General features: G+C 38.1%; 20 protein-coding genes. 9 read left to right on the top strand and 11 right to left on the bottom strand.

Going from position 1 to position 20917, the window contains the following annotated elements; all coding sequences use genetic code 11:
• Positions 1-377: 377 nt before the first annotated feature.
• From ILA26_RS09985 to rfbD, 3 genes are read right to left on the bottom strand one after another with little or no spacing between them, the layout of a single operon-like run.
• Positions 378-605, bottom strand: coding sequence for a barstar family protein (locus ILA26_RS09985; RefSeq protein WP_292896864.1), 228 nt, complete (start codon positions 603-605; stop codon positions 378-380).
• 1 nt (position 606) lies between these two features.
• The gene (locus ILA26_RS09980) at positions 607-1056 is read right to left on the bottom strand and encodes a ribonuclease domain-containing protein (RefSeq protein ID WP_292896862.1); all 450 of its coding nucleotides are present in this window, start codon (positions 1054-1056) and stop codon (positions 607-609) included.
• Positions 1053-1892 carry a dTDP-4-dehydrorhamnose reductase gene (gene rfbD / locus ILA26_RS09975; protein WP_292896860.1) on the bottom strand — a complete coding sequence of 280 codons (840 nt, stop codon included), beginning with the start codon at positions 1890-1892 and terminating at the stop codon, positions 1053-1055. Before rfbD ends, ILA26_RS09980 begins: the two co-directional genes overlap by 4 nt.
• A gap of 78 nt (positions 1893-1970) precedes the next feature.
• Here rfbD and ILA26_RS09970 point away from each other — a divergent pair, with 78 nt between their 5' ends.
• Positions 1971-3209: a nucleotide sugar dehydrogenase gene (locus ILA26_RS09970; RefSeq protein WP_292896858.1), complete on the top strand. Its 1239-nt coding sequence runs from the start codon at positions 1971-1973 to the stop codon at positions 3207-3209.
• Here the strand turns inward: ILA26_RS09970 and ILA26_RS09965 are convergent.
• Positions 3206-4417, bottom strand: a complete 1212-nt coding sequence (locus ILA26_RS09965; RefSeq protein WP_292896856.1) for a DUF2264 domain-containing protein — start codon at positions 4415-4417, stop codon at positions 3206-3208. The genes ILA26_RS09970 and ILA26_RS09965 overlap by 4 nt on opposite strands.
• Positions 4418-4527: 110 nt before the next feature.
• On the opposite strand from ILA26_RS09965, the gene hacA reads away from it, so the two are divergent.
• The 5 genes from hacA to mmp11 all read left to right on the top strand — a co-directional run bounded on the left by hacA (position 4528) and on the right by mmp11 (position 8755).
• Entirely contained in the window at positions 4528-5772 is a 1245-nt protein-coding gene (gene hacA, locus ILA26_RS09960; protein WP_292896854.1) for a homoaconitase large subunit, read from the top strand.
• 5 nt (positions 5773-5777) lie between these two features.
• Positions 5778-6257: a 3-isopropylmalate dehydratase small subunit gene (locus ILA26_RS09955; protein WP_292896852.1), complete on the top strand. Its 480-nt coding sequence runs from the start codon at positions 5778-5780 to the stop codon at positions 6255-6257.
• Positions 6232-7239, top strand: a complete 1008-nt coding sequence (locus ILA26_RS09950; protein WP_292896850.1) for an isocitrate/isopropylmalate family dehydrogenase — start codon at positions 6232-6234, stop codon at positions 7237-7239. Before ILA26_RS09955 ends, ILA26_RS09950 begins: the two co-directional genes overlap by 26 nt.
• A 155-nt stretch (positions 7240-7394) precedes the next feature.
• A complete protein-coding gene (gene ribH / locus ILA26_RS09945; protein ID WP_292802051.1) occupies positions 7395-7811 on the top strand; it encodes a 6,7-dimethyl-8-ribityllumazine synthase in 417 nt (138 codons plus the stop codon).
• Positions 7812-7819: 8 nt separating this feature from the next.
• Positions 7820-8755 carry a methanogenesis marker protein 11 gene (gene mmp11 / locus ILA26_RS09940; protein ID WP_292896848.1) on the top strand — a complete coding sequence of 312 codons (936 nt, stop codon included), beginning with the start codon at positions 7820-7822 and terminating at the stop codon, positions 8753-8755.
• A gap of 29 nt (positions 8756-8784) precedes the next feature.
• Here mmp11 and ILA26_RS09935 read toward each other — a convergent pair whose 3' ends face one another.
• A complete protein-coding gene (locus ILA26_RS09935; RefSeq protein ID WP_292896846.1) occupies positions 8785-10482 on the bottom strand; it encodes a glycosyltransferase in 1698 nt (565 codons plus the stop codon).
• Positions 10483-10640: 158 nt separating this feature from the next.
• Between ILA26_RS09935 and ILA26_RS09930 the strand changes: the two genes are divergently transcribed.
• From ILA26_RS09930 to ILA26_RS09920, 3 genes are read left to right on the top strand one after another with little or no spacing between them, the layout of a single operon-like run.
• Positions 10641-12788, top strand: coding sequence for a Tex family protein (locus tag ILA26_RS09930; RefSeq protein WP_292896844.1), 2148 nt, complete (start codon positions 10641-10643; stop codon positions 12786-12788).
• A 59-nt stretch (positions 12789-12847) separates the two neighbouring features.
• Positions 12848-13870 (top strand): 5-(carboxyamino)imidazole ribonucleotide mutase, encoded by a 1023-nt coding sequence (gene purE / locus ILA26_RS09925; RefSeq protein WP_292896842.1) that lies wholly within the window; start codon positions 12848-12850, stop codon positions 13868-13870.
• A gap of 7 nt (positions 13871-13877) precedes the next feature.
• Positions 13878-15134 (top strand): UbiD family decarboxylase, encoded by a 1257-nt coding sequence (locus tag ILA26_RS09920; RefSeq protein ID WP_292896840.1) that lies wholly within the window; start codon positions 13878-13880, stop codon positions 15132-15134.
• A 189-nt stretch (positions 15135-15323) separates the two neighbouring features.
• Here the strand turns inward: ILA26_RS09920 and ILA26_RS09915 are convergent, their stop codons facing one another.
• From ILA26_RS09915 to ILA26_RS09890, 6 genes are all read right to left on the bottom strand, one after another.
• Entirely contained in the window at positions 15324-16778 is a 1455-nt protein-coding gene (locus ILA26_RS09915; protein ID WP_292896838.1) for an ATP-binding protein, read from the bottom strand.
• A 253-nt stretch (positions 16779-17031) separates the two neighbouring features.
• Entirely contained in the window at positions 17032-17904 is an 873-nt protein-coding gene (amrS, locus tag ILA26_RS09910) for an AmmeMemoRadiSam system radical SAM enzyme (protein WP_292896836.1), read from the bottom strand.
• Positions 17891-18814, bottom strand: a complete 924-nt coding sequence (thiL, locus tag ILA26_RS09905) for a thiamine-phosphate kinase (protein WP_292896834.1) — start codon at positions 18812-18814, stop codon at positions 17891-17893. The genes amrS and thiL overlap by 14 nt, the downstream gene beginning before the upstream one ends.
• 62 nt (positions 18815-18876) lie before the next feature.
• Positions 18877-19386: a sirohydrochlorin nickelochelatase gene (cfbA, locus tag ILA26_RS09900; RefSeq protein WP_292896868.1), complete on the bottom strand. Its 510-nt coding sequence runs from the start codon at positions 19384-19386 to the stop codon at positions 18877-18879.
• A gap of 93 nt (positions 19387-19479) precedes the next feature.
• Positions 19480-20391: a sirohydrochlorin nickelochelatase gene (gene cfbA / locus ILA26_RS09895; RefSeq protein WP_292896832.1), complete on the bottom strand. Its 912-nt coding sequence runs from the start codon at positions 20389-20391 to the stop codon at positions 19480-19482.
• Positions 20363-20761, bottom strand: coding sequence for a Zn-ribbon domain-containing OB-fold protein (locus ILA26_RS09890; RefSeq protein ID WP_292896830.1), 399 nt, complete (start codon positions 20759-20761; stop codon positions 20363-20365). The genes cfbA (ILA26_RS09895) and ILA26_RS09890 overlap by 29 nt, the downstream gene beginning before the upstream one ends.
• Positions 20762-20917 lie beyond the last annotated feature (156 nt).

Raw genomic sequence — 20917 nt, 5'->3', positions numbered from 1 at the left:
AGAGCAAGAGCATTTGGAAAGTAATCAAATAACGTACTCAAAACAATTTTTCACACCCAAAACAATATTACAATCAACATAAAAAAAATGTATACTGAAAAAAATCATGTAAAAAAAAAATAACATCCAAAAAAACACAAAATAAATAAAAATAAAAGTTATTAAAAAAAGATAGTACACAAAACAGTGCAATTCATCCCCGACCTAAAGAGGTCATGGTATTCTTGCATTATAAAGATAAATCGGTTATTCAGGAGTATCCTGTTCCGGATACATAACATTAACTTTAGTGATATTTGAAGAACTATCAGTTAAGTTTATGAATGTAAATAATATGTATAAAAATTAAAAGAAATATACTATAAATTTTAAATTTTCTATTGTATACTAAATTCAAGTGAATCGTTTTCATCTGCGGCATCCTTGAAGGTTTCAAGGATATCGTCATCGACATCATCGGAATTCACCAGAATTATTTCACATTCAATCTCACATAGGCAGTCATACAATGCATCCAAATTTTTACCATAATAATCCGGAAAATTCAGTGCTTCCATAAGATAGTCATGGCCGTTTTCCTTTATCAACTTTCCATCCAATTGCATGCTATACCTCTTTAAATGTGCTGTAATGATCAGATGTATAGTAGACTGAATAATCCCCAGTATTATAAACTATCCTTTCAGCTCCACGGCTGGTTCCGTTTGCATTGATATCGCATTCAATGTATTTGGAACTGCTATCCGGCAAGACATGTTGCCTATTTGTAAATGTGTCTCCACCGATGCTTTTTCCAGGAGCATATTTCTTAAGTGGGCCTCCATGCCAGCCTAGGCTCTGTGCCTCTTTTTTGGTTATGTAGTTACTTGGAAGTTTGTGAAACTCCTTGATATAGGCTGCAACTTCATCAACTGTGCAGTACTCTCCATCTTCCACCACATTAACATTGCTGTCATGGCCTCCTAAACCCAAAAAGTCCAGAAATCCTGCACTCACTGCAGAAATGCTAAAAAGAGCAATGACTAATGCAATGACAAAAACATATTTCTTGTTCATTTAATCAACTCTATATATTCTTTAATAGCTTCTTTGTAGCTTCTTAACGGTACAAATCCATTTTCTGCCCAATTCCTATTTTCCAGAACGGAATAATGAGGTCTTGGCGCAGGCCTTGCAAACTCTTTTGCAGTGACGGGAACGACATTGACATTGACATCCGCAACCTCAAAGATATATCTCGCAAATTCACACCAGGAACAGCTTCCGGAATTGGTTAAATGGTAAATGCCATAAGCTTCACTTTCAATTAGCTGGCCAATGCCGTAAGCCAAATCACGAGTGTATGTGGGTGTGCCCACCTCATCATAAACAACGGTGATTTCGGAGTGGTTTTTGGCCAATTCAAGCATTGTTTTTGGAAAATTCCGGCCATTAACACCATACAACCATGCGGTCCTTACGATATAATACTCATCAAGGATTTCCTGAATGTATTCCTCTCCTTTAAGCTTGCTTTTGCCGTAAACGCTGATCGGACCTATATCATCATCCTCAATCCACGGCCTGTCATTTTCACCGTTGAAGATATAATCGGTACTGATATGAACCAATGGACAATTAACTTCCTTACAGGCCATGGCCAAGTTTTTAACGCCCTCTCCATTTACGGAATATGCCAATTCAGGATTGCTTTCGCACCCGTCAACATCTGTATATGCCGCCGAATTGATTACAATGTCTGGATGAGCGTCAACAATAAACTCGATGACCCCATTTTTATCTGTTATATCAAGTGTCTTGGAAGTAGTTAGGACCAGTTCGTGCTTATTTTTTAAAACATCAATCAAATCATGGCCCAACATTCCATTAGAACCGGTAATTAAAATCTTCATGACAATCACTTAAAAACTTTAATATTAGTTAAAATATATATTATACTTAATTATATAAAAAGAGGGGAGATGCTAATTATGAAAATATGTATTATGGGCCAAGGATATATCGGACTTCCAACAGCAGCATTGTTTACAAGAAACCACTGTGAAGTAGTTGGAGTGGATATAAACGAAAAGATTGTAGAAAATTTAAATAAAGGAATCATCCATATTGAAGAACCTGGAATAAGCGACATCATCAAGAATGCAGTAAATAATAAAGTCTACAAAGCGTCCTTAACTCCCGAAAAAGCAGATGCATTCATAATTACAGTGCCGACCCCATACATTGTTGAGAACTACAGCTGCGATTTGAGCTATGTCATAACTGCATGCGAAACAATAATACCTTTCCTTGAAAAAGGAAACACCGTCATTATTGAATCAACAATAGCTCCAATGTCAACTGATGAAACCATCAAGCCTATATTTGAAAAGGCAGGATTTACCATTGGTGAAGATTTGTATCTTGCCCACTGCCCTGAAAGAGTCCTTCCAGGAAAAATCATAGAGGAACTAATCCACAATGACCGTATCATAGGCGGCGTGACAGAGGAATGTGCAGTGAAAGCAAGCGAAGTGTATGGGCAATTTGTTGAAGGCGATTTGATGCTTACAGAAGCTAAAACCGCTGAACTGTCCAAATGTATGGAAAATACATTCAGGGACGTCAACATTGCACTTGCCAATGAACTTGCAAAAATATGTGCTGAAATTGGTGTAAATGCACTTGACGTTATTGAAATGGCAAACAAGCATCCAAGAGTCAACTTGCACTCACCTGGCCCAGGTGTAGGAGGACACTGCCTTGCAATCGACCCTTACTTCATTTATGCAAAAGCACCTGAAACCGCTAAAATCATTAAGCTTGCACGTGATACAAACAACTCAATGCCTGATTTTGTATGTGAAAATGTCAAAAAAATCATTAAAGAAGGTAAAATTGCAGTATTCGGAGTATCATATAAGGGAAATACCGGAGACGACAGGGAAAGCCCGGCATATGAAATCATAGCGAAATTAAGTGCAAATTATGAGATTGCAATTCATGACCCTCACATTGAAAATCCTAATTTTGTCAGTTTCAATGAAGCTGTCGAAAATGCCAACTTGATTTTGGTATTGTGCGACCATGATGAGTTTAAAGAATTAGATTATGATTTCATCGCTAAAAACATGAAAAAAGCGGTGATATTTGACACTAAAAATATAATAAAAGAAGTTCCAGAGGAAATTAAATTAATTAATTACGGGAACTTATACAAATTGAATTAAAAACTAATTGATTGGTCTGGTTGTATTTGATGGCCGTTCCATGCTTTTAGACTACTCCAATCTTCAGACGGATCTTTCCAAAACGGATCTTCTGAAGAAAGACCTAACGCTAAAAATACTGCGCAACATGAATAATTACTGCCAGTATTTTCTTCTTTTTCACAAATATCAATTTGTGAACCATTCAATCCACATAATAACCATCCATCGCTACTGAAGTTTTGATTGCCTGTGAATTGTCTTTGAATAACTTTTGTAAGAGCGCTTCTAACTTGTGCCGGAGCAATATTTCTCGGCAATATCTTAAGCAAAGCCGCTTGTGAAAGTAATTGGAAAACGCCGAAACGGGCGGATAAAAATTTGCCAACTAAAGGATAGGTTCCTTCAGGAGAAATCATCCTTTCAAGCTGTGAGGACAGTCTGGAGGATCTCATCAATTGCACATCTAAAAATTCCCCTTCCTGAAGGCCATATTTTCTCATTACCTCCAAAATATCATTTAACATTGGATGTATAATTAAACTATTCTTATAGCCTGCATCAAAGTCCTCTCCATCTGAATAAATCGCATCGCCAGCATAGAATTCATCTCTAAACTTGGAGATTGCATAGGTTAGTCTTTCCTTATCACATTCACCAGTGAATTCGAGCAATGCCGCCTCAATCATTGAAGTGTAGAGTAACCAATGGTTCTCATATGGTGCAATAATTCTTGTATTTTTAAGTTCACGAATGATTCTGGCCTGAACATCCATCGGCAAGTTAAGCCAAATTTGTTTTTTAGCTCTGAGCAATCCTTGAGCAAATAAAGCAACATCAACTAAAGATTGTTTAGGTTCCACAAAAAGAATATAATCGTTATTGTTTGAATTAACCGCATTGGAAATAGCCTTTAATGTTAATTTAATATACTTTTCACGCACTTTTCCTTCATCAGAAGTTTCTACACCTAACTCTAACCAAGGAGCTATTCCATTGAAAACACGAGCAAAAGCTGCAAGATAAACGAATTTCTGTCCTTCACCAGTTTTTGATTCGAAAGGCATGTTTTTTCTAAGTGAGCCTTTGGATAAATTACTTATGACAGGGTATGCTATCTTTTGCAATGTTGAAACCCAAAAAATCCTATCTTCCCAAACAGAAGTCTGGTCCTCAATAATAGGAGGTTCTTCTTCTTTTTTTAATCTTTTAAAAAATGAGTTGCTCATGGATTATATTTTGTTAGACATTATATATATAGGTTAAAAATGCCTAATAAAAAAAGAGTTATATACATTGTAAAACATATACATTTATCATTATTAAGAGGTTTAAAAATATGCCAACAATGACAGAAAAAATATTAGCTAGAGCTTCAGGAAAAGATGAAGTTGAAGCTGGAGACATAATTATAGCAAATATTGACGTAGCAATGACACATGATTTAACTGGACCTCTTTCAGTACAATCTTTTGAAAAAATTGGGGCTGAAAAAGTCTGGGATCCATCAAAAATTGTTATTCCTTTTGACCATCAAGTTCCAGCTGACTCCATAGACTCAGCTAATAACCACATATTAATGAGAAAATTCGTAAAAGAACAAGGAATTGAACATTTCTATGATGTAAACGCCGGAGTTTGCCATCAAATTTTGCCTGAAAAGGGTCATGTTGTACCTGGAGAGGTAATTGTAGGTGCTGACTCACACACATGCACCCACGGTGCTTTGGGAGCATTTGCAACCGGTATAGGTTCAACAGATATGGCAATGGTGTTTGCTGAAGGAAACTTATGGTTCAAAGTTCCTGAAACAAATAGATTTAATGTCACAGGACAGCTCAAGGACAACGTTTATGCAAAAGACGTTATTTTGCATATCATTGGTAAAATGGGTGCTGATGGGTCAACCTATAAGGCATGTGAATTTGCTGGAGAAACCATTTCTGACATGAGTGTTTCCGACAGAATGGTTTTGTGTAATATGGCAATTGAAATGGGTGGTAAAACCGGTATGGTGGAACCTGATAAGAAAACAATCGATTATGTTGAAAAACGTTCCAACAAACCATATAAAGTATTTAAAACCGATTTGAACTCCTCTTCTCTTAATATAATTGATATTGACGTTAGTGATTTGGAACCTCAAATCGCTTGCCCTCACAATGTGGACAATGTGAAACCTATCAGTGAGGTCGATACAGAAATCGACCAAGTATTTTTAGGTTCATGCACTAACGGAAGACTTAGTGACCTTAGAGATGCTGCAAAAATCCTAAAGGGAAACAAGATAGCTAACGGAACCAGAATGTTAGTGATACCGGCATCAACTGAAGTTTATTCAAAAGCATTAGATGAAGGATTGCTTAAGATATTCGTTGACGCAGGAGCGCTCGTATCAGCTCCATGCTGCGGCCCATGTCTTGGAGGACATACCGGAATCATCGGTCCAGACGAAGTAAGCCTTTCAACATCTAACAGAAACTTTAAAGGAAGACAGGGATCTCCTGACGGAAAAGTATACTTATCTTCTGCGGCTGTTGCAGCTGCTTCAGCTATTGAAGGAAGAATTGTGGCACCGGAGTGATTAATATGAAAGGAAAAGCATGGAAATTTGGAAACGATATTGACACAGACATCATAGTTCCCGGAAGATACTTGATATACACAGATGAGGAAAGATTAGCTGAACATTGTATGGAAGGATTGGATCCTGACTTCAATGAAAAATGCAGCGAAGGTGACTTTATTGTTGCCGGAACCAATTTCGGATGCGGTTCATCAAGGGAACACGCTCCAATCGCGCTTAAAGGTGTTGGGGTTGCTGCAGTGATTGCAGAATCCTTTGCAAGAATCTTTTACCGTAACGCTACAAACGTTGGAGTTCCACTTCTTGAAGCTCCAGGAATTAGCGAACTTGTAGAGAATGGAGAAGAAATCAGCGTAGATATGGAAAACGCTACAATAACATCCCAGAATGGAGAAAGCATCGAATTCAAAAAATTGCCTCCATTTATGTTAGAAATATTAGAACAAGGTGGTTTGATTGAGTACCTCAAAAACAAAAGATAAATATAAAATAGCTGTCGTTCCCGGTGATGGAATCGGCCGTGAGGTAATGGAAGCGACAATACATGTGTTGGATGCCCTTGGCATTGACTTTGACTATGTCTATGGTGAAGCTGGAGACGAGTGTCTTGAGAAAACAGGTTCAGCATTGCCTAGTGAAACATTGGACATCATAAGAGATGCAGATGCATGTTTATTCGGAGCTGCAGGAGAAACCGCTGCAGACGTTATTGTCAAAATACGTCAAGAAATGAAAATGTTCGCTAACTTAAGACCTGTTAAAGCTTATCCACATACAAATTCATTATCCGATGACATTGACTTTATGATTGTGCGTGAAAATACGGAAGGAATGTACATTGCAGATGAAGAGTCCTACACTGACAATGGGGCAATTGCAAGACGGATCATCACACGTGAAGCTGAAGAACGTATCATAAATTACGCATTCAACTATGCAAAGGAAAACAACAAGACAAAAGTAACCGCAGTTCATAAGGCAAACGTATTGAAGAAAACTGATGGATTGTTTAAAGAGATTTTCTATGAAGTTGCAAAGGACTATCCTGAAATTGCAACCGAGGACTACTATGTAGATGCAACAGCGATGTATCTCATTACACAACCGGAAACCTTCCAGGTAATAGTTACAACCAACTTATTTGGAGATATACTATCTGATGAGGGTGCAGGACTTGTTGGAGGTCTTGGTTTGATTCCATCAGCAAATATTGGACTAAATGCTGCATTATTCGAGCCGGTTCACGGTTCAGCACCGGATATTGCAGGAAAAGGAATAGCTAATCCAATAGCAATGATGCTTTCAGCAGTCATGATGCTTAGATACATAGGTGAAAATGAGGCTGCTGACAGACTAGACGGTGCTATATTAAAAGTTTTAAATGAAGCTAATATATTAACTGGAGATTTAGGCGGTTCCGCAACCACTATGCAACTGGCTAATGAGGTTAAGAATAATCTATAAAATTAATGGAGATAAATTATGAATTTCAAAAAGTTAACTAAAATGCAAATGGCAGCACTTTTTATCATATTCATTATGGTAGTAAGTGGGGTAGCAGGATTTTTACTCATGATATTTAGTGGCGGAATGTAAATAAAATAAAGAGGTTTGATAAAATGGCAAAATATGAAATAGCAGCAGTAGTAGCTGAATTTAACTATGACATTACACAAATGATGTTGGAACTTGCAAAAGCGGAAGCAAAAAACAGAGGCTGTGAAATCACTAAAGTGGTTGCAGTTCCTGGCGTATTCGATATGCCACTTGTAATCAAAAAATTATTGCAAAAGGACGAATACGACGCAATTATCACCCTTGGTGCAGTAATTGAAGGTGCAACTGACCACGACCAAATCGTGGCACAACACGCTTCCCGTAAAATTGCTGACTTAGCATTAGAATATGACACTCCAGTCGCACTCGGTATCACCGGACCTGGAATGACCAGAATGGATGCTCACAGACGTGTTAAAAACGCAAAAAGTGCTGTTGAAGCAGCTATCAAAATGTGTGACAGATTAAAAGAAATCTAGATGATCATATGGAAATATTGAAACCAGACGAATTAAGAGAAAAATTCCAAGACCCTTGGATTGCACCATATGAAAAAGTATTGACTATGGTTGACGGCGATAAGGTAGAGCTTGTGGAATACCACCCATGCATTTCAGGGTCTCATTGGTTATTACATCAATACAGAAACAATTCAGAACTAATTGATTCAGCTTACCGTGACGGAAACAAGCATGTATACAAATGCCATGTCGGATCCGCACCCCTTGACTTGAAAGCTAGTTTCAATGCCGCAGGAATTGACGAGATCGCTATTGATGGTGATGAAGTGAAAGTTACACATGCAGGCCTTGCCGGAGCTGGCGTAGGTGCTGGAATGTGCAGAGGAATGGGTGAAGGAGTAAAATACATCGAACTTCTCGACATCGGAGGAGGATCAAAGGTAGGAAGAGCAACCGTTGTAACTCCAAAACTTGAAAAAGTCGTGATTGGCGTTGACGACACTGACGTTAAAGATGCCGGTGCAACCTGGACAATGGCACATAACCTCGGTGTTGAGCTTAGGGATTTAGGATTCGAGTACTTGGACCACATTATTGTCCAATTATATCCACACAACCCTCATAAAACCCAAAATTGTGTTTCAATCGCATTGACATTTGCTGTTGAAAGCGACAAAAAGCAAGAGTTGATTGACAAGACCATTGAAATACTTAAAAGAGACACTTTATCAGACAAAACCGCAATTGCAATTCTAGAAGGATTGGATATTCCTGAAAAACTAAGGGAATATTCCATCGCTACAAAATCCGGAATGATGGATGTTGAAACTGCAGAAAGTGTTGCAGCTGAATTGGACATTCCATTAATCGCAGTGACTGGTGAGCAAGGTAAAGTTGGTGCTCTTGCAGCACTTGGACTTTATGATGATGTTGAAGAAGCTGTAAAGGCTTATGGCAAATAACCTTTTAGGTTATTCTTTTTTTTCTTTTTTTAATTATTAAAATAAAAATTCAAGAAATTTCCATTAGAGTTATATTGCTTGATGGAAGTTGAATTTGTATCCATGAATTCTATATCTATAGAATTGTTTTGATAAGTCAGTGATTTGTTTTCAGGAACCATGACTGAAGTGATGTATTCCCCTCCAATCGCAATGTCATATGTTGAGTTTTCCTTAAACATTCCAGTCGAATACATAACTGATTCATTGTTTATAAAGACCTCAAAACTTGTTGAATTATAATACCTATCGGAAACAGTGAATTTTTCATAGATAGTGGTATTGTTATCCAGATAATGGGCATGTGATATTGTTGATCCTGAAAATATCTCATTTAATCTACTGTTTTGTATGATATCCCCAGTTTCGACATTCAACTCATTTTTAGCATTGATTGGTAACCTTAAAATATCCGGCTCGCCAGGTCTTGTCTCATTGATTATATAATTTCGATCGTCTATCTTTATCGTATCGTTTAGCCCTATTCCCAACGTCATCATTGCATCTGACGGCATACGAATAATATTTGATTCATTTTCGATAGCTGCATCAATAGTGTATGGTCCCCTGACAGAAATTGAATTATCGCTTGGACTATTGTCGGCATAAATAATTAGATTTCTTGAGTTAGGTTCAATTGACAAAACACCATGTTCAAAATGAGCGGCACCGATGAATGTTGAAATCATCAATAATAACACGATTATGGAAATTATCATTGGAAAATGAATTTTAATGAAGGACTTGACCAGGTTTCCCCTTGGAGTCTTTCTAAACATGTGGATGGATTTTACAATGACCTTGATTATGTAATAAATAGCTATTATAATACCGACCACGGAAATGATTACTCCAACAGCCAATGGAACGAACTTCACAAAGAATATTGTAAATAATCCTAAAATAACCAAGGATAAACCTACAATGGACATTCTGATAAAGTAACCGATGTCATCAATCATAACAACCCTACCATACTTGTTTGCACGGCCGATGATTGTCCTTACGACCTCATTAGCCATAATATTCAAGTCGGAAAGCGGTGACATGTCATGCTCGATTGCACCGATGTCCACTTCAGTTATTGAAATTCCAAGAACGTCAGCATCGATGACGATACCTACGTCCACACCGTAATCCTTTTCAAAATTGATTTTCTTCAATACTTCCTTACGTGCCGCAAACTGACCGCTTAAAGGCTGTTCAAAAGAGATTTCCGGGAAGAAAAAGTTCAGTAAAGGCTTTGCAGTAAGCTCAGTCACACGTCCACTGGCACGTGAAAATTTAGTTTTTGTAATATCGGTTTTGCCTTCCAAAATAGGCTTAATCATCGCTTCTACTTTACCGGAAGTTAAGTTATAAATGTCAGCATCAATGAATGCGATAATGTCACATTCAGCTTCCTTATAACCGGTATACAGCGCTTCACCCTTACCCTTGTTAACTGCATGATTAATTACAACAGCTCCAGCGTTCAACGCTTCGGATTCAGTATTGTCGGTTGATCCGTCATTGACAACAATGATTTCATCGACAAACGATACCTCCTTAACCACGCCGATTACCTTGGCAACAGTCTCTTCCTCATTATAGGCGGGAATGATGACTGAAACCTTTTGGTATTTCTTAGGCTTTTGGCTTTTTATACCAGCCAGTAAAAATACAACAATTACTAAAAACCAATACACTCAAATTCACCATTAAAATAATTTCTACATTAATAAATATTTTAATTAACAGTTATAAATGTTTTTGTAAACCTAAACAAAAAATTATTATTCGATAACCGATTAAACTAACTATATTGACTTTTTGAAAGAAAAATTGTTTTTAGGTAGTAATTTTAATGATAGAAAAAACCCTCGAAAAAGAATTGAACCTTGCAAACTGGCAAGTAAAAAAAGTAATTAAACTGATTGATGACGGCAACACCATACCATTCATTGCAAGGTACAGAAAGGATGTCACAGGTTCGCTAAACGATGAAACCTTGAGGAAATTCGATGAAAGGCTGAAATACCTCAGGAACCTGGAAGACAAAAAGGAAAAAATCATCAAAAGGATTGATGAGCTTGGAAAACTGGACGATGAGTTGAAGAGTAGAATTTTAAAGGCAGAAACATTGGTCGAGCTTGAGGACCTGTACAGGCCATACAAAAGCAAGAAACAGACCCGTGCAACAAAGGCCCGTGAAAAAGGTCTTGAGCCACTTGCGGAAATCATCCTAGCGCAGGAAATAAATCAAAGCGTGAAGAAGATAGCTGAAAAATACATAACAGATGAAGTAAAAACTGCTGAAGAGGCCATTCAGGGAGCACAGGACATCATTGCAGAAATCGTTTCCGACAATTCCAATTTCAGAAAGAAAATCAGGCAGAACACCTTCTTTACCGGCCAGATAGAAACCAAAGCAAAGGATAAGGAAAAATCCACAGAATATGACATCTACTATAACTACTCAGAAAGCGTCAAAAAGATACCTCCACACAGGATTTTAGCGATAAACCGTGCTGAAAATGAGGGGATAATCAGAGCGAAAATAGCGTGTGAAAGCGATGAGATTATTAAATACCTCAACAGGCACATGCTTAAAAACATATCCAAGATACCTGAAAAGATTGAATATAACAAGCATACAACACCAATCATCAAGGAAGCGGTGCAGGATGCCTACAAAAGACTTATTTCACCTGCAATCGAGCGTGAAATCAGAAATTACCTGACTGAAAAGGCTGAAGAGAAATCAATTGAGGTGTTTGCCAAAAACCTGAACCAGCTTCTTATGGAAAGCCCGTTGGTCGGAAAGACCATTCTCGGATGGGACCCTGCTTTCAGGACAGGCTGCAAGCTTGCAATCATTGACGATACAGGAAAAGTGTTGGATACAGCATTGATTTATCCGACAGCACCTCAAAACAAGGTAAAAGAATCAATCAAAACAGTCCGTGACCTTATTGAAAAGTACAACATCAATGTCATTGCCATCGGTAACGGTACCGCCTCAAGGGAATCAGAGGAGATTGTTGCCCAAATAATCAAGGGAACAAATGTGGAATACATCATCGTCAATGAAGCCGGAGCGTCAGTATATTCCGCTTCAAAGCTTGCGGATGAGGAATTCCCGGACTTTTCAGAAGGAGAACGCAGTGCGGTTTCAATCGCAAGAAGGCTTCAGGACCCATTGGCTGAACTTGTTAAGATTGATCCAAAATCAATCGGTGTCGGCCAGTACCAGCACGACATGAACCAGAAGCAGCTAAGCGAATCACTCACCGGAGTTGTCGAGAAGGTGGTGAACGAGGTGGGGGTTGACCTGAACACGGCTTCAGTGAGCCTATTGAATTACGTTTCAGGAATCGGGAACACAACCGCAAAAAACATCATCACATACCGTGAGGAAAACGGAAGCTTCAGTTCACGTAAGGAACTTCTAAACGTTAAGAAATTAGGTAAAAAGACATATGAGCAATGTGCTGGATTCATTAAGGTGGACAATCCCGAATATCCATTGGACAACACCACAATACATCCGGAGTCATATGACACAACATTCAAGCTACTGAAGAAACTGAACTATTCCGTCAATGACATAGGCTCCAATTCATTAAAATTAGATAATATCAATCTGGAAGAGATTTCAGAAGAGCTGGACATTGGAATTGAAACATTAAAAGACATTGTCAAGGAACTTAAAAAGCCTGGCCGTGACCCTCGTGAGGACATGCCTAAACCGATTTTAAGAAAGAACGTGTTGTCAATTGAGGATTTGGAGATTGGAATGATAATACAGGGAACCGTAAGAAACATTGTTGATTTTGGTGCATTTGTTGATATAGGAGTTCACCAGGACGGTTTGGTCCACATTTCACAATTGGTGGCAGACAAGTTCGTCAAGCATCCATTGGACATCGTCAGTGTCGGAGACATTGTTGACGTCAAGGTTTTGGATGTTGATACAAACCGTGACAGAATCAACTTGTCTATGATAATTTAATATATTTTAAAATGAATATTATATAGTGAATAAATAATTTATTTAAGAAGGGATTTTTAATGACACCAAAGATAATGATTATTCTTGGAAGTGGATCAGATATTGCTATTGCAGAAAAAGCTATGGACATACTTGATAAATTAGAAATACCATACAGCTTGAAAATCGCATCAGCACACAGGACACCTAATCTTGTCCGTGAAATCGTGCAACAAGGTACTGATGCTGGAATCGAAGTCTTTATAGGAATTGCAGGTCTTGCCGCTCACCTGCCAGGTTCAATTGCGGCTTATACCCCTAGACCTGTCATCGGTGTTCCGGTGGACGTGAAAACTGATGGTTTGGACGCATTGGATTCAATAATTCAAATGCCTTATCCTTCCCCAATCGCAACCGTTGGAATAGACAGAGGAGACAATGCTGCAATATTGGCGGCACAGTTCATTGGGCTTCATGACGATGAGGTTCACAGGAAAGTTGTTGAATTGAGAAAGGAATATGCCCAAAAGGTTATCAGAAGCAATGAAGAGATAGTTCAACCAATCGACAGACCATACATCAACAATGACTTTTTGAGAATCAAGGACCTTGAAATCAAGAAGGCAGAATTCGATGAGGAAAACAGCGGCTGCAAAAACAAGGATGCGGAAGTTGCAATCATTGTTGGAAGGCAAACCGACGTTCCGGTTGGTAAAAAGGTGGCAACAATCCTTGACAGGCTTAAGATTACCCATGACATAAAGGTTGTCTGCCCAATCAGATCAAACAAGAAATTCATAAATTATGTTAAATCAATGAAAAACGCTAAAATATTCATTGGTGTCAGCTCAAACTCCTCACAGGTGACAGGTGGAGTTGTCGGACTTACCGCAAGGCCAGTCATTGGAGTTCCATGTACCAATGAAAACGGTGACGATTACAGGCTCACCACCGTCAGCATGCCGCCAGGAGTTCCTGTTGCAACAGTTGGAATAAACAACGGTAAGAACGCAGCGGTTTTGGCCGGTGAAATCCTTGCAATAGACAATCCCGAAATTGTAGGACTTCTTGATAAATTAAAAGATAAAAAAATTAACTTATAGTGATAACATGAACCTTACTGATGAAAACATTATAGAAATTACAGACGAGCTTTCAACCGAGTATGAAATCTCAAAGGTATTGAGAGAGTATCCGAAGGACACTGTCATTGTCAAAAACGTCAAAGGATATGACATGCCAGTTGTTACCGGAATCTGCAATACACGTGACAAGATTGCAGCATCAATCAACTGTGAAGTGTCTGAAATCACAGAAAAAATCATTGATGCAATGGAAAATCCATTGAAAGTCGAAAAGTTCACAGACTTTTCAGAATATGACAACTTGGAAATCGATTTGGATAAAATCCCAATCCTTACCCATTACAAACGTGACGGTGGAGCATACATCACTGCAGGTGTAGTCTTTGCACGTGACCCAAAAACAGGCATCCAAAACGCTTCAATCCACCGTATGATGGTTTTAGACAATAAAAGACTGGTTATCAGAATCGTGCCTAGAAACCTTTACACCTACTTCCAGAATGCGCAAGAGGCCGGCGAGGACTTGCAAATTGCAATAGCTATCGGAATGGACCCTGCAATATTGCTTGCAAGTACAACCTCAATACCAATCGACTACAATGAGATGGAAGTTGCAAACGCATTCAAGAACGGTGAATTGGAACTTATCAAATGTGGAGACCTCGAAGTTCCTCAAGCTGACATCATCCTTGAAGGTAAGATTTCAGTTACAGAAACTGTCGCTGAAGGACCATTTGTAGATTTAACTGACACTTACGACATTATCCGTGACCAGCCAATCATAAACCTTGAAAAGATGCACATCAAAAAGGACAATCCTGCTTACCATGCAATCGTTCCTGCAGGATTCGAGCATAAACTGTTACAAGGCCTTCCACAAGAGCCAAGGATTTACAAGGCTGTTAAAAATGCGGTTCCTACAGTTGAAAACGTTGTATTGACTGAAGGAGGCTGCTGCTGGTTGCATGCTGTTGTATCCATCAACAAGCAGACTGAAGGTGACGGTAAAAACGCCATCATGGCCGCATTGTCTGCACACCCTTCACTTAAGCATTGCGTTGCAGTGGATACAGACGTCAACATATTTGACGCTGAGGATGTCGAGTATGCAATAGCCACCCGTGTGAAAGGTGACCGTGACATAATGATTGTTCCAAATGTCCGTGGATCATCTCTAGACCCTGTGGCTGAAAGTGACGGTACCACCACCAAAATCGGTGTGGACGCAACAAAATCACTTAAAACATTAGAAAAATTCGAAAGAGTTAGTTTTGGTGAATAAACTAACTTTTAATTAATTTATTTTGGAAAAAAATTAAGTGTTCACGAAGTGTCCATAAATTTCTAAAATGAATAATTTAAAAAATTTGATTAATTAAAATTATAGTTAATGATTAAAACTATAAAATTATTAATCAATTCTTTATTTTAACAGTGGTCCAGAAAGTGTCCAAAATTTGGCGGCATGTGTTCATAAGGATGAAAAATTATTTGCTTTACCTAATTTATTCAGGGACACTAATTTTTTATCAACTAAGTCATCCAAATCTCGTTTGGATGTAGCTCTAGACAACCCAAAATATTGGGAATACGACTTATATGTAAATACTTGTCTTTCATTTACCATTTTTCTCATTGCTTCGAGCTGGCGCTTATTTAAATCATATTCCTTTAAGTCTTTAACATTATATGAGTTATTTTCTTTATTGTAAATCAACTTGCCATCAGGCCCGTAGAATTTCACACCAAAATAGCCATTGTCAAAAAATTCGGGTGTCTTCAATCCTGCATCGGCCATTTCATCCCTCATTCTTTTAATTCCAGTGCCCACATGTTCCATGTATCTTGTTTTTCCAAATATTTTACAGATATTCTCGTTTCTGTGCTTCGGATTTTCCTCAACACCCAAATCGTCAAGAGTCATTGGAAATGGAAGACTGCCTGGACTGATGATTTCAATCCTGTTGTCATAGATATAGAATGTAATGCAGTCCCCCTGCAGGTCATAGTTTCTATGAGCCAGTGCATTTACAAAACCTTCCCTTATAGCCTTAATTGGATATTCCGGAATGTCAATGCGGTGCATTCCTTCAACAACTGCACCGAGCTTTGTATTTTTTCTGAAAAAATCATCGAATTCCTCAAGCAATATGAAAAATGAACTCTTAGACATGAAACGGTCAATTATTTCAAGTCGCTCATTCCCATTGAACCTTACCATCTTGATGTCATGATCTATCCCAAACTTAGAAATGTCTTTTGCAAAAAATAGTGCTCCTGCATTGTTTAAATTGAAATTTCCAAACTCGTCAATCTTTCCCGCACCGATATATTCTAAAATCTTGTCCATGTCCCTCAAGCCCTTAAGCTGTTTTACAGAATCGTCAGTCAAACTATCAAAAAACAATTCCAACGCCTTCGGGTCAACATCTTCACATGAGGAATTCTTTATTATCCTCTCATCAAAGATTCCTCGATGGGCCTGTTCAATGATATAGCTTGTTAATGATTTTTTTATCTCGCTGACAAGTTCCTGAGGGTTATTGAAGGTCTGATACTTATGCTTTTTAGAAATTCTTTTTAAAAACTTTTTAGAGCCTTCATCCCGGTCATAGACATTCTTTACAAAAAGATATGCATCGGCCTTGTTGGAAATGTATGTGTCGTACTCATATTCTGTTGCAGAATATCCTTTTCTGTATATTTCGCCATATTCACAGCCGATCAACCCAATGTATATGTCTGTGTATTCCACCTCATTAATGAACACCTTGTCTGCTGAATCCGGTTTTGATATCTCATCCTCAAAAAGAAACACATTGAAAATCTTGCTAAAAAGAGGGTCTTTTGAAATTTCTTCCTTTATTAGTTTTCGCTCATCGGAAAACTCAGAAATGTTGCTGCTGATAAATACATCTACTTTCATTATATCACTTTTAAAAAGTTAATTGTTAGTATTTACTCGCGAACATCTTTATAACTCTTTTGTTATTTTAAACAATATTGCAAAAATTGTTAATTTTATTATTGCTTTCACTGTGTAAAATTGCTTTCATTTCAAACAAAAAATGTAAATATTTCATTAAAATAAGCTCATAGAATCATAAAAAAATAGTGTTAAGAATAATTTTTTAAATGTTAATAATAATCATGGCGGACCCCCACCGCCACGCCATCACCTAAATGTTTCCAAGATGCACATTCTCAATTCCCTTTTCCTTTGCTATTTCTTTCGCTTTAAATAATATCTCTGCCCTGGTCGGCTCGATATCATCCATTTTATAATATGGGAATGCCCTTGAGAAATGAAGCGGAACTTCAGGACCCAACTCCTCAACCACAAAGTCGCAAAGTGCTGAAATCTGTGAAATCGAATCGTTGTAGTCATTGATTATGAGATTGGTGACTTCAAGATGCTTTCCTTCCATGTAGATTCTTCTCAAATTATCCAATACTACATCCAAGTCCGCCCTGCAGACCTTCTTGTAAAAGTCCTGGGACATTGACTTCAGGTCCACGTTGAATGCGTCGACAAAACCCAAAACCTCATTGAGTGACTTGTCTGAAAAGTATCCGTTGGTGACATAGATTACCTTGAGGTTTTTCTGCCTTGCCAATAGGGAAGTTTTCTTGTTGAATGGCAAGTGTATCGTAGGTTCATTGTAGGTCCAAGCAATTGACTTGCAATCATATTTAAGTGCATTTTCCACGATTGCCTCTGGTGTTATTTCGATACCCCTTGAATAGTTATAGTATTCCTGTGATATCATATAGTTCTGGCAGTGCAAACATCCCATATTGCACCCAAAACCGCCTATTGAGTATGTAAAGGTTCCAGGTAAAAAATGATTTAAAGGCTTCTTTTCAACCGGGTCGGGACTCAATGATGATACGATTCCATAGGACTCGTCAAATAGCTCCCCATTGATGTTTTTGTGCTGGCAACAGATTCCAACATTGCCTTCAGCTATCTTGCAGTAGTTTGCACAAATCTCACATCTGATCTTTTGAGTCTTCGAGCTTTTCTTGTACCAATCGCTATTCACTAACATAATGTTCGTAACCCCTATTCCTTATTCTTTCGACAAAACCGTTTTCCAATGTGAGCTCGATTACATCAGAGTCATTGACCTCGCCTATGACCTTAAAGTCAATCGGCAACTTTTCCGCATCATCCCTTGATATTGTAAATAATAGCTCAAAGTCCTCTCCGACATGCAACACCAAGTCAAGATAATCCAGGTTCAAATCGCCTGCAAGGCTTTTGTACTCATCGGTGATGTCAAGCATGTCCTCATAAATCATGAATCCGAAATCATCCTTCTTGATTGTGTACAATTCGCTTGCAAGCCCGTCAGTGATGTCTGTTGCAGATGTCGCGAAATCCTTTAAAATCAATCCTTCCCTAATCCTTGCCAATGGCTTCAATGCCTTTTTGGTGTAGATATTGTCTAAAGTCTCAATCTCGAACCCCAATGCCGCAAGGCCGATGTCTCCAGTAATGGCGATTAGATCTCCCATGTTATAAGTGTCCTTCATCAAAGGCTTTTCTGCAGTTCCCAGCGCAGTGCCGTTGATGATTATCTCTGAAGCCTCATTGGTATCTCCACCAATCAGTGGAATTTCATAAAAGTCGCATGCGTTAATGACTCCGTCGATGATTTCCTTAAATGAATCGACATTCAAATCCTTAGGTATTGCGATTGATAATAAAAATCCCAACGGTTCTGCACCCATTGCCGCAAGATCACTTACATTAACGGTTACTGATTTGAATCCCATGTCAAAATAGGACATGTTTTTAGGGAAGTGCCTAGACTGAATCAGCATGTCGCAGGTTGAAATAAGATTAGTATCGTTAAAATTTGTTATTGCTGTATCATCGGGGGTGATGTCCTTGGAATGGGCAATGATATATTTAACCAATTCCTTTTCACCAATATCTGAGACTCTTAATGTCATGAATATTAGTATAAATTTCAAATTAAATAAGTTTTAAGAAAAAAAAGTAAAATATTTCAGAACTACAAGTGTTCTGAAACTCTGTCTTTGATGATTTCATACATTCTCTTGTCGATTCCCAAAGGATCGGTTAGAACGATTTCACCATCGAACTCAACCGGCTCGTCATCATGGTCATGATGGTGGTGATGATGATGTCCGTGACCGTGTCCATGATGGTGGTCGTGGTCGTGATCATCGTGGTCATGATGGTGGTGATGATGACCGCCAGATATTGATTCAGGGTCAAAATCACTTTCAATTCCGAGCAATCCCGGAATGTCCCTTTTTGTATGAAGTCCATGTGCAACAAACACTGGAACAACTATGATTTTATCCAAATCATTTTCACTGGTTAATTTTTTAATAGTTTCTGGTATGCCTGGCTTTCTGATTTCCATAAATCCATATTCAACGGGCATGTCTGGAAACTCTTCTGCATACATTTCCTTATAAGCTTTAATTACTTCTTCACCATCGTCCAATCTGGAACCGTGGCTTAACAATAAAATTCCTGTTTTATCAGACATGATTTAACATCCATTAATAAATTATAATTAAGTTTTATGTTAAATTCAATTAAGTTATCTTGAGAAAAAAATTTTTCAAAAAAATATATGAAAAATCTATAATTTTTCATCAATCATCTTAGCTAGAATATCTATCAATATGTCATCCGCCTTTATTGGCTCTGGATACAATATCTCACCGTCGAATTCCACCGGAGTCAAATCATGTGAGTGGTCATGACCGTGTCCGTGGTCGTGATGATGATGCTCGTGCTCATGCTCTTCCAAAAATCCTAGGATATGTGGAATGTCATGGGTTGTGTGCATTCCAGGAGCGATGAAGACCGGTACGACAACCAATCTTTCCAAAGCGTTTTCATCGACTAGCTTATTGATGGATTCAGGTATGCTTGGACCGCACAATTCCATAAATCCAAAGCTTGAAGGATATTCGCAAGTCTTTTCGAACTTATTGTACAATGCGGTTGCAAATTCCTTGTTGTAGTTCAATCTTGAACCGTGAGTTACAAGCAATATTCCTGTTTTTGCATCGTCGTCCAATTTGGATTCAGCTAACGCTTCATTGATTCTCTTATCAATAATGTCTAAAAGTTCATCCCTTGGTCCGATTGATGACAGCAATACGATTTCACCGTTAAAGTCAACGTCATCTGCAATGGACAGGTAATGTTCTGGCGGATAGTTGCCGTCAGGACATCTTGGGTCGACTTCCAAAGGCTCAAGGCCCAAAAGTTGCGGAATGTCAATGTTGGTATGGATACCTGGAGCTAAAAATACAGGCAATGCGATGATTTTATCCAAATCATCGACTTCATCCTTTAGGATTTCAACAGCGCCTGCAATTGTAGGCTCGGAAACTTTCATATAACCGATTTCAGCTGCATAGCCTGTCTTCTTGATGAATTTCTCCTTTATTTCGGTAAATACCTCTTCAGCGTAAGGCAAGGTACTGCCGTGGCTGACAAGGATTACACCGGAATTACTTGATAACTTTGAATTTGTATCCATAAGAGATAACTCCGTCTTTTCCATCCTCTCTTATTCTTCTAAATACCATTTCTACATCGTCGCCGATTTCTAAAGTTTCAACATCACAATCTACCAATTGTGAGGTTAGTTTTGCACCTTCTTCAAGTTCAATAACAGCCACAGCATATGGAGCTGCTTTCTTGAAGTCGTCAGGAGCAGATCTAATTACTGAGTAAGTATAAATTTTACCTTTTCCAGAGAATTGGAAAGGTTCAAGGTCTCCTTTTCTTCTACAGTTAGGACAAACTACACGAGATGGGAAGAATACTTCACCACAAGTGTTACATTTAGAACCTATAAGATTATATCTTTGTTGAATATGACGCCATGTTCTTACAGTATCTGACATGTAATGCCTCCATAATTTTCAATAAGTATAATTTATTCGCAATAATATAAATAACTATTTTTTTTATTACTTATTTCAGCCATTTTTTAAAAAAGTATTACACATTAACACAAAATCATACAGTCGCACTTCAACAAGTAATTTATAAAATTTTTT

The sequence above is a fragment of the Methanobrevibacter sp. genome (assembly GCF_017940815.1).
Taxonomy (GTDB): domain Archaea; phylum Methanobacteriota; class Methanobacteria; order Methanobacteriales; family Methanobacteriaceae; genus Methanocatella.
This window is presented reverse-complemented; position numbering and strand designations above follow the sequence as displayed.

What these genes read in the sequence shown, in the direction of transcription:
- ILA26_RS09920 (WP_292896840.1), top strand. Translation starts at nt 13,878, where the DNA reads ATGAACCTTACTGATGAAAACATTATAGAAATTACAGACGAGCTTTCA.
- thiL (WP_292896834.1), bottom strand. Translation starts at nt 18,814, where the DNA reads ATGACATTAAGAGTCTCAGATATTGGTGAAAAGGAATTGGTTAAATAT.
- amrS (WP_292896836.1), bottom strand. Translation starts at nt 17,904, where the DNA reads ATGTTAGTGAATAGCGATTGGTACAAGAAAAGCTCGAAGACTCAAAAG.
- ILA26_RS09970 (WP_292896858.1), top strand. Translation starts at nt 1,971, where the DNA reads ATGAAAATATGTATTATGGGCCAAGGATATATCGGACTTCCAACAGCA.
- ribH (WP_292802051.1), top strand. Translation starts at nt 7,395, where the DNA reads ATGGCAAAATATGAAATAGCAGCAGTAGTAGCTGAATTTAACTATGAC.
- rfbD (WP_292896860.1), bottom strand. Translation starts at nt 1,892, where the DNA reads ATGAAGATTTTAATTACCGGTTCTAATGGAATGTTGGGCCATGATTTG.
- cfbA (WP_292896832.1), bottom strand. Translation starts at nt 20,391, where the DNA reads ATGGATACAAATTCAAAGTTATCAAGTAATTCCGGTGTAATCCTTGTC.
- ILA26_RS09955 (WP_292896852.1), top strand. Translation starts at nt 5,778, where the DNA reads ATGAAAGGAAAAGCATGGAAATTTGGAAACGATATTGACACAGACATC.
- ILA26_RS09965 (WP_292896856.1), bottom strand. Translation starts at nt 4,417, where the DNA reads ATGAGCAACTCATTTTTTAAAAGATTAAAAAAAGAAGAAGAACCTCCT.
- ILA26_RS09985 (WP_292896864.1), bottom strand. Translation starts at nt 605, where the DNA reads ATGCAATTGGATGGAAAGTTGATAAAGGAAAACGGCCATGACTATCTT.
- ILA26_RS09930 (WP_292896844.1), top strand. Translation starts at nt 10,641, where the DNA reads ATGATAGAAAAAACCCTCGAAAAAGAATTGAACCTTGCAAACTGGCAA.
- purE (WP_292896842.1), top strand. Translation starts at nt 12,848, where the DNA reads ATGACACCAAAGATAATGATTATTCTTGGAAGTGGATCAGATATTGCT.
- hacA (WP_292896854.1), top strand. Translation starts at nt 4,528, where the DNA reads ATGCCAACAATGACAGAAAAAATATTAGCTAGAGCTTCAGGAAAAGAT.
- ILA26_RS09980 (WP_292896862.1), bottom strand. Translation starts at nt 1,056, where the DNA reads ATGAACAAGAAATATGTTTTTGTCATTGCATTAGTCATTGCTCTTTTT.
- mmp11 (WP_292896848.1), top strand. Translation starts at nt 7,820, where the DNA reads ATGGAAATATTGAAACCAGACGAATTAAGAGAAAAATTCCAAGACCCT.
- ILA26_RS09890 (WP_292896830.1), bottom strand. Translation starts at nt 20,761, where the DNA reads ATGTCAGATACTGTAAGAACATGGCGTCATATTCAACAAAGATATAAT.
- ILA26_RS09915 (WP_292896838.1), bottom strand. Translation starts at nt 16,778, where the DNA reads ATGAAAGTAGATGTATTTATCAGCAGCAACATTTCTGAGTTTTCCGAT.